9 protein-coding genes are annotated in these 7,698 nt (G+C 42.7%); 5 read left to right on the top strand and 4 right to left on the bottom strand.

Annotated features, from left to right (window positions below; genetic code table 11):
* The 3 genes from NLF99_RS04750 to NLF99_RS04740 form a co-directional block, all read right to left on the bottom strand.
* Nucleotides 1–489 (bottom strand): hypothetical protein (locus tag NLF99_RS04750; RefSeq protein ID WP_254526926.1); only part of this gene is annotated, 489 nt, incomplete at its 3' end.
* Nucleotides 490–743: 254 nt separating this feature from the next.
* Complete coding sequence (locus NLF99_RS04745; protein WP_185212653.1) at nucleotides 744–1,097, bottom strand: TfoX/Sxy family protein; 354 nt, start codon at nucleotides 1,095–1,097, stop codon at nucleotides 744–746.
* A 51-nt stretch (nucleotides 1,098–1,148) separates the two neighbouring features.
* Nucleotides 1,149–2,069 carry an NADP-dependent oxidoreductase gene (locus NLF99_RS04740; protein WP_254526925.1) on the bottom strand — a complete coding sequence of 307 codons (921 nt, stop codon included), beginning with the start codon at nucleotides 2,067–2,069 and terminating at the stop codon, nucleotides 1,149–1,151.
* Between the two features lie 205 nt (nucleotides 2,070–2,274).
* Between NLF99_RS04740 and NLF99_RS04735 the strand changes: the two genes are divergently transcribed.
* The 4 genes from NLF99_RS04735 to NLF99_RS04720 all read left to right on the top strand — a co-directional run bounded on the left by NLF99_RS04735 (nucleotide 2,275) and on the right by NLF99_RS04720 (nucleotide 6,224).
* Nucleotides 2,275–2,637, top strand: a complete 363-nt coding sequence (locus NLF99_RS04735) for a BlaI/MecI/CopY family transcriptional regulator (RefSeq protein ID WP_185212655.1) — start codon at nucleotides 2,275–2,277, stop codon at nucleotides 2,635–2,637.
* Nucleotides 2,638–2,639: 2 nt separating this feature from the next.
* Complete coding sequence (locus NLF99_RS04730; RefSeq protein ID WP_254526924.1) at nucleotides 2,640–4,421, top strand: M56 family metallopeptidase; 1,782 nt, start codon at nucleotides 2,640–2,642, stop codon at nucleotides 4,419–4,421.
* A 117-nt stretch (nucleotides 4,422–4,538) separates the two neighbouring features.
* Nucleotides 4,539–5,147, top strand: coding sequence for a trimeric intracellular cation channel family protein (locus tag NLF99_RS04725; RefSeq protein WP_185212657.1), 609 nt, complete (start codon nucleotides 4,539–4,541; stop codon nucleotides 5,145–5,147).
* Between the two features lie 87 nt (nucleotides 5,148–5,234).
* Nucleotides 5,235–6,224 carry an endo alpha-1,4 polygalactosaminidase gene (locus NLF99_RS04720; RefSeq protein ID WP_254526923.1) on the top strand — a complete coding sequence of 330 codons (990 nt, stop codon included), beginning with the start codon at nucleotides 5,235–5,237 and terminating at the stop codon, nucleotides 6,222–6,224.
* Nucleotides 6,225–6,264: 40 nt separating this feature from the next.
* Here NLF99_RS04720 and def read toward each other — a convergent pair whose 3' ends face one another.
* Nucleotides 6,265–6,852 (bottom strand): peptide deformylase, encoded by a 588-nt coding sequence (def, locus tag NLF99_RS04715; protein ID WP_185212659.1) that lies wholly within the window; start codon nucleotides 6,850–6,852, stop codon nucleotides 6,265–6,267.
* A 78-nt stretch (nucleotides 6,853–6,930) separates the two neighbouring features.
* On the opposite strand from def, the gene NLF99_RS04710 reads away from it, so the two are divergent.
* Complete coding sequence (locus tag NLF99_RS04710; RefSeq protein ID WP_254526922.1) at nucleotides 6,931–7,698, top strand: hypothetical protein; 768 nt, start codon at nucleotides 6,931–6,933, stop codon at nucleotides 7,696–7,698.

Here is a 7,698-nt window from a genome sequence, read left to right as displayed (position 1 = left end):
GCTACCGTACTCTCGTACGGGTCGCTGCGCTACATGATCATTTAAAGAACTTATCGCGCCTGGGCATCTCGCTTCGGCTTTTTTATGTTGTTTCCCTTCCGCATCGGAAGGTCGCAATCTGTCATTTCTTTCGCTCCGGACATCGCGTCCCTCGCTGTTTCCCTTGGTTGGGACTGCAAAGGTAGGAACCTTTTTCGAAACCGCAAAATCTTTTTTAAAATAATTTTCGCGGCCCTTTTTTCGGTGGTCGGCATGGCCTGCAATCGTGCAGCTCTGCTTCCCTTTTCCTTCCCGTGTTTCTGTGGCCGTGGGGCCGTCCCTCCCTTGCGGAGTGGTGCAAAGATAGGGACAAAATACGTTCACTTCCAAGGGGGAGGCCAAAGTATTTTTACCGCCGCCAGCTAACTCGCTGTAGCATTGCCAGATAATTTTTCGAAAAGACGGGGAAATACCGCCAAAAGGGGGCAACCGGGAGGCTTCCCGGGCCATTCCATGGTCTTGGCCCATCCTCCCATCCCCTTGATCCCGGTCCAACACCCTCCCCTTTCCACCTGACCTCATTCGACCCACATTCCGAAAATTCGCAAAGCAAGCGACCAAATCCCCTGTGCGCCCTCGGGTACGCTCCGGCCGGTTTACCTGTTCTCTCCGGACCATTCCCGAACATGCCCCGAACGAGTCCCGAAGGAAACCTCCAAAAAAACACCTCAAATCAATCCATGATATAGGTACGGAGTACAGGTTTATTTGGCCTTCCTCTTTTTCGAGACTTTGGCCAGGGGATTATAATCTAGGCAGGTATTCAGCCAGAACTCAAAATCTTCTTTGTTTTTATAGCCTTCTGGATCAACGTAACAATAACCATCGAGCAGCTTACCGCGCATGACCATCGGCTGCACGCCACGTCTTTTGTTATACTCTTCTGTTTTTTGGGGGTCGAAACGGCACATCAATTGGTCATCACCCACATTGATGCACATTTTGCCATCGACTAAAAAAGCAATTCCACCGAACATTGCCTTCTCTTCAACTTCTAATGAGGTGTGTTCAGCAAGATATGCCCGGACCGAGTCAGCTAATCTTTCATCGTATGCCATATATATTATATAAGGGTAAAGCTGTCATGCAAAGAACCAATTCATCCTTCCTTAGCATTTCAGCAGGTATTTAGCATTACTTTTATTATCATTCATTGCCTCGAAAGCCTGAACGGCAGCTTGAAGGGAATATTCCTCAATACCCTTTACCTTGATAATACCTTTACTGACCTGTTCCAGTATCCTTTCAAGTTCCTTTGGATTAGGTCCTGAATTCAGCATGTGCGCATGGACCTGATATTCCTTAACCAAGGCGGCATCTGGTTCCTGAACTAGGCTAACGATCGTTGCATTCTTCTTTAATAAGGGAATCAATTTCTCCTGATCTTTCCCGCCAACCATATCGAGGACCAGATCAAAGGCAGGTAGGTCATTAAGGTAACCTTCATCCTTATAATCCAGGTAATGATCAGCGCCCAGGTCGAGTACATCAAACTTATACCGGGAAGAGCCGACCGCATAGACGGTTGCGTTTTTCTGTTTGGCAAACTGTACGGCGAAGGAGCCGACATTTCCAGAAGCACCTACGATCAGTACTTTTTGATCCGCAACTAATTTGCCGGCATCGAACAACCCATGCCAAGCGGCGAGAGCCGAAACGGGACAGGCAGCTGCCAAGGACATCGACATTCCAGTAGGCACAATACATATCTCGTCGGCCTTGACCACAAACTCCTCGGCAAATGCTCCGCCATATTTCTTAGGATTACCACAGACCAAGTCGCCCTTCTCCCATCCATTGAGGTCATCAGCCAGATCCACAACCTCTCCGGCGAACTCCGCGCCGGGGATAAAGGGAAATTTTAGCTGCGGCATGGGGATGGTTTTGTCAAGGACTTTGAGGTCGAAAGGAATTACCCCAGCAAAGCTTACTTTAATTTTCAGGGTGCCCGATTTTAATTCCGGAGCAGCTACATCGCTGTACTCCCCTTTGGATAAGCTTCCGAATTCATTATATACTATAGCTTTCATATCATTAAATAAGATAAAAGGATGGCGACTATTGTTTTCAATTTAACATTTTTGATTTAAAAAACCAGATGAAAACGAATTTTAAAGGCTAGCTATCAATTAATTATGATATTTAAATGTTAAATATTTCTTAAAATATTTGGATTATACGAAACGCTTCGTACATTTGAATACGAAAACATTCGTAGATACTAACAATCATCGTATGAAACCAACAGAAAGCGAAATGGAAATATTGCAAGTCCTTTGGAACAAGGGGCAAAGCAGTGTAAGGGACGTATTTGAAACCTTGGACAAAAAAGATGTGGGCTATACAACAATCCTGAAATTGATGCAGATCATGCACGACAAAGGGATGGTGACTCGAGACACCAGTTCAAAGACCCATCTATACAAAGCGAAATTGGTGAAGGAGGAAATCCAGGAAAAGATGTTGGACAGGATGATCGATTCGGTTTACAATGGATCGACTGCAAGACTTGTCATGCAGGCACTGGGAAATGAAAGGGCCAGCAAAGAAGAGCTTGACGAAATCAAAGCATTTTTAAAGAAACTTGAACAAAACTAGCCATGGAAAATCTAACACTCAATATAGGCAATGCATTAGGCTGGAGCATTCTGCATTCTATATGGCAAGCAGCAATTTGGTATATTATATATAGTATATATACACTTTCAAAATCAAACATCAGTGCCAAAGCGAAACATAACGCAGCATTAGGCACTCAGGTATCTATATTTATCAGCTTTATTGCGACTTTTATCTACTTCTTCCAAAACAGCAGTCAATTCATCGACCTAAGGACCTTAAATCCGGAAGACCTGAAAAACATTTTGGCCAACATACAACAGGATGGCTTTAGATTAGAAAGTCTATTACCTTATGTCGTGGCTGGATACATTTTTGGATTCATTGTTCAATTAATTTTGCTGACCAATAGCTTGATCCAATTGAAGAGGTTAAAATATAAAGGTCTGGACTCCATTCCGGAATCATGGACTAACCTATATTACCAAGCAAAAAAGAAACTTGATATCAGACAGTCCGTTGGAATCTATCTTTCCAATAAGATCAGCGTACCGATAACCTTGGGTCATCTGAGACCGTTTATCCTTTTCCCCATTGCTTATGCCAATAAAATGGAGCTGGCACAGGTGGAAGCTATCCTATTGCACGAACTGGCCCATGTAAAACGACAGGATTATCTGTTCAACCTATTGAAGGTCGGTATTGAAACGGTCATGTTCTTCAATCCATTTATCTGGGCCCTATCCAAAGTACTGGAAAGAGAAAGGGAACATGCATGTGATGACATGGTCGTAGAACATGTATCCACCCCTATTTCCTATGCCCAGGCATTGGTTGAGTTGGAAGAGTTGCGCATGAGCATGAATCCAAGTTTAACCTTGGCAGCTACCGGGAACAAAAATCATTTATTGATCCGAATTAAAAGAATCACCAAAATGGAAACTAATTATAAAAACGTAAGGCCGCAATTATTGGCTGTATTGCTTAGCGGTTTAGCTATACTAACCTTAGCGTTGGTTATCCCAACGAATGAGGCAAAGGCAGAGGAAATAAAGGATGATTGGAGTTGGACCGATCAATCGACTGATGTGATCATCGATACGGTAAAACCGCTAAGCCCGCAACCGGCACAGAAACCAGTTGTACCAGCCAAGGTAAAATCGGAGTTGGTCTATCAAGGGAACGTGATCCGGGACACCAATGAACTGCCTTTAGATGTCCGCAATACCATCAGGTCTGTACAGGAACAGGGCAAAAAGATCCAAGAATATTACAGTTCACCGGAATGGAAAGCCCAGGTAAAAAATATTGAAGAGCAAAGTAAAAAGGTAAGTGCCTATTTTGAAAGCCCAGAGTGGAAACAGCAGATGGCTAAAATTGAAAAGGAATCTGCCAAGGTAAAGGAACATTTCAATTCCCCAGAATGGAAGAGACAGATGGCCAATATCGAAAAGGAATCCAGCAAAGTGAATGAATATTTCAATTCTCCGGAGTGGAAAAAACAGATGGAAAGCATTCAAAAAGAGTCTGCCAATGTTTCGAAATACTTTGAAAGTGAGGATTGGAAGAGACAGATGGCCAACATAGAAAAGGAATCTGCCAAGTTGAAAGACCATTTCAATTCAGCTGAATGGAAAGGACAGATTCAAAAATTACAGGAGGACGGCAAAAAGATCCAAGAGTATTTCAACAGCCATGAATGGAAAGAAAAAACCAAACAGTGGAAAGAGCTGCAGGATTCAGAAGAATTCAAAGAGATCAACAAAAAATACCAGAAAGAACTCGAGGAGTTGAAAGCTAAAAAAGGACTTTCCAAAATTTAATATAGAAATCATTGTTTCGTTGTTTAGTTTAATAGGCCTCGCTCGAGGCCTTTTTTTATTTAATTTAGAGAATTTCATATTTTATGTATTATTGCAGACGGATGTAAACGGAATGGAATGGAATTGATTTATTACATTGATTTATTGGGGACCATGGTATTTGCCATTTCAGGTGCAATGGCCGCAAACCGATATGGGATCGATATTTTTGGTGCCACCTTTATGGGCTTTGTTACAGCAATTGGGGGCGGTTCGTTGCGCGATGTCTTCCTGAATATCCGGCCAGTCTGGGTAGAAGATGGAAATTATCTCATTGCCATCTTTGTAGGGGTCTTTATTTCCATTCTGTTCAACAAACATCTGGACAGTTTTGCCCGCACTTTGTTCCTATTTGACGCTTTAGGGATCGGTTTCTTTACGGTGGTAGGGGTTGAAAAATCTTTGGCCTATGAGAGCAGTGCGATGGCAGCGGTGATGCTGGGGATGTTTTCAGCCTGTATGGGCGGAGTGATCCGTGACGTGCTGATGAATGTCACCCCGCTGATATTGAGGAAGGAGATATATGCTTCGGCCTGCTTGGCGGGCGCCATAACCTATGTGCTGCTCACCTTTGTCCCGCTACACCAAAATTTGAACGCCTTTATCAGCGCAACGGTCGTGTTCGGCATCCGTTTCCTTTCGGTTCGTTACAATCTATCCTTACCAACGGTTCGGCCCATAAATTAATTTGTTAAGAAAAGCTATATTTTTAGTCCATTTATATTAAATCATTATTTATTCCGTTTAATTCAAATACCGAATAAATAATCATTCATGAACATAAAGAAACCATTGCTAGTTATCTTTTTGGGTTTAGGTCTATTGACTTCTTGCACAAAAGACGAAGGCTTTACGCCGGAACCTGATCAAGATTTTAGACAGGAGATGCGAAATTTTGTGATGGGGCTGAGTAAATATGCGAAACAATCGAGGCCTGAATTTTTGATCATACCGCAGAATGGAATTGAATTGGTCTCCCAAAGCGGAGAGCCTACTGGACCTGCGGCCAATGATTACCTTGCGGCGATTGACGGCAATGGACAAGAAGATCTATTCTTTGGTTATGACCAAGATGACCGGGCAACTGATCCGGCGGAAACCAATAGGCTGATCAAATATTTAAATATCTCAAAACAAGCTGGCAACAGCATTTTGGTCAGCGATTATTGCTCTACAGCTAAAAACATCAGCAATTCCTATTCTTGGAACCGGGAAAATGGCTTTATTTCCTTTGCGGCAACAGAACGGGAATTAAATATTATCCCAAAAATCGCTGTACAGGAGGAGAACAAACTGAACATCAAAAATCTTTCAGAAGCCAAAAACTTCCTCTATCTCATCAATCCGAATGGTTTTACTTCCAAGCAAGCGTTTATTCAGGCCGTAACGGCAACCAACTATGATGTACTGATCATGGATCTGTACTTTACGGATGGACAGAAATTCAATAATCAGGAAATTGCAGAGCTCAGGGAAAAGGCAAACGGCGGGAGTCGCTTATTGATCTCCTATATGTCCATTGGGGAAGCAGAAGATTACCGACCTTATTGGAATGCCTCTTGGCAAAAGAACCGGCCAAGTTGGATCGTTGCAGAAAACCCGGACTGGAAGGGGAATTTTAAGGTGAAATATTGGGATAAGGAATGGCAGTCCATCATCTATGGAAATGATAAGAGCTATCTGAGAAATATATTGGATGCTGGATTTGATGGGGCATACCTGGATATCATCGATGCCTTTCACTATTTTGAGGACCTGCAATAACCTATTAAAAGAAAAGCCAGATCTGGATCTGGCTTTTCTTTTATCTTTTCTTTTTCATTTGCGGAAAGGACATTTTGTAAGAAACTCTTATCTGTCCTTTTGAAATAGAATCTAATTTACCCTTTAACATGGCTTTTTTCAAAGGCCCCAGTTTGTCGATAAATAGTTTTCCTTCGATATGATCATATTCATGCTGAACAACACGGGCAGCCAAACCAGTCAACTCCTCTTCCTGTTCTTCAAAGTTTTCATCTAAATAATTGATGACAACGTCTTTCTTTCTCAATACTTCCTCATTGATATGCGGAATACTTAAACATCCTTCAGAGAATGGCCATTTCTCACCACTTTCTTCCACCAGGATGGGGTTGATGAAAACACGTTTAAAATCCTTTGCCGTTGGGTCACCCGGTCCGTCTTCATCATCTTCGCCAAAAGGAGTGGCATCAATGACAAACAATCGGATGGGCAAACCAATTTGCGGAGCTGCAAGGCCTACACCATTTGCTGCATACATGGTTTCAAACATATTATCTATCAATTGTTTTAATTCTGGATAATCCTCATCGATCTCTTCCGTTCTCTGACGCAAAACCGGATCTCCATATGCTACTATTGGTAATTTCATCTGTTATTGTTTACGGTACAAAGGTATTAATAATTTAGCACAGCTAGCATATTGAATGATTTGCCTTATTTTTGCAAGATGGAAAATCCAGCTACCAACAAGCTACTAGGCTATATTCAACAGGAGTTAGATCCTGATGCACATCAGGAAGAGCTGGAACATTATTCGAAACTCATCTGCCCTTCCCTATCCTTTGACATTTATGTCTACAAAAAGTTTATGGAAATACCGAGCACTTCGATGAAGAAATATATCCTGATTTCATTGGGACAGTTGGAGCAGGAGGATTCCAAAATACAGCACAGACTGAAAGTACTGGCCGGAAAGGCCAAAAAGCTACACGCACGGTCGACCGTGGTTGCGCGATTGGACAAAAACCAAAGTATGTCCTTTCTGGAGGAGCATCATTTGCAGGTGCCCTTGCCGGGCAAATATAGATACGGTCTTTTCTACGAAGGTGAGTTGGTTTCCATAGCGGTCTTTAGCGGCGGACGCCGGATGAAGGACAAACCAGAAGATTATCGTTCGTTTGAACTGTTACGTTTTTGCCATAAATCTGACCAGCTCATTATCGGGGGGCTCTCCAAATTGATCCAAGCCTTTATCAAGGATTTCCATCCAGGCGATATTATGACCTATGTGGACAAGGATTGGTCCCAGGACTCATCGCTCAAGACCATTGGATTCCAGGAAATGGGATCCCGAGAAGGTGCGAGATTTTGGATTGCCGAGCAGCAGCAGCATCTGATAGAAAGTGAGGAGCAGTTGTTGGAAATGGCTGAGAACCATCCCAATGGTTATCTATCCCAGAATTCAGGAAGCATTAAATTAGTATTGGCTGTTTAA

Origin of the sequence: Sphingobacterium sp. LZ11T8 (genome assembly GCF_024261425.1) — a bacterium.
GTDB lineage: Bacteria > Bacteroidota > Bacteroidia > Sphingobacteriales > Sphingobacteriaceae > Sphingobacterium.
This window is presented reverse-complemented; position numbering and strand designations above follow the sequence as displayed.